The sequence below is a fragment of the Streptomyces sp. NPDC060064 genome, assembly GCF_042736455.1.
Classification (GTDB): Bacteria; Actinomycetota; Actinomycetes; order Streptomycetales; family Streptomycetaceae; genus Streptomyces.
On the sequence record NZ_JBHWWF010000114.1, the window covers coordinates 1 to 1,017 of the forward strand.

1 protein-coding gene is annotated in these 1,017 nt (G+C 68.4%); it reads left to right on the forward strand.

Translation table 11 applies throughout. The features are described from left to right. Positions 1-587: 587 nt before the first annotated feature. Positions 588-1,017: ParA family protein (locus ACFWDI_RS40985; protein ID WP_385312197.1), on the forward strand; the 430-nt coding region annotated here is incomplete at its 3' end.

The following is a 1,017-nucleotide window of genomic DNA, read 5'->3' on the forward strand; positions in this document are numbered from 1 at the left end:
GCCCCTGACCTGCCGTGGTGGGGGCTGTGGAGGGTTCCCTGGCTCCGGAACTCACCGCGGCGTCAGTGAGTGGCAACAACTGTGGCACCAACTGTGGCACCAACTGTGGCAACAAGAGTTGCGACAACTGTGGCAACAACTGTGACACCAGCCAGCGGCGACCCCCCGCATTTCTGCTGGTCAACCCGCCTTTTTCCCGTGGTGAGTACTCTGACATCCCCTCTCAGCCGCCCTTCCTCGCCCCTGGGTTATGTGGGTGGGGGGTGCGGGCGGGCGGCTGCTCGGGGAAACCCGGGGCGTCGCTGCGCTGGCTCGGGGAAGGGCGCCGGCCTAAGAGGCCGCCGCCGCCCCCCTGGGGTGGAAGGAACCGGGGGCTGTCGCACGCGCTGTCGCGCCAGGTTGTCGCGCGGATGGCTGTCGTCTCATGTGGCCTGGGCCGACACCCCTGGGGCCCCACCTCTGGCCCGGACGCGACAGAGACCGCGACAGTCCCGTTCGTGGACTCGCGGCCCCATGAGTCCGTGACGTCACCAAGGGCTGGCACCAAAGCCCTACTCTTCACCCCGACGACCACAGAAGGAGGACCGATGGCACGACGTGTCGCGATCGGCAACAACAAGGGCGGAGCGAAGAAGACGACGACCGTCGTCCGCCTGGCCGAAGCCCTCGCGAAGAACGGCAAGCGCGTCGGGGTCGTGGACCTGGACCCGCAGGGCAACGCCTCCCGGCGACTGGGATGGACGTACGACCCCGCGAACCCGCCGCTCACGACATCCGAGGCCATCGCGGCGAACGCCGAAGGCGTGGCAGCACAGGTCTGGCAGCCCATCGGCTGGAACTCGGAATACGCCGACCGCATCACCCTGATGCCCGCCCGGTACACCCTCGAAGACCGCGCCACAGAAGCCGGCCAGCGCGGCGCGTACCGGCGACTGGCCAAAGCACTCAAGGGCGCCGACGACCACCTCGACTACACCCTGATCGACTGCCCGCCCTCGCTCGGGCACCTGACACAAA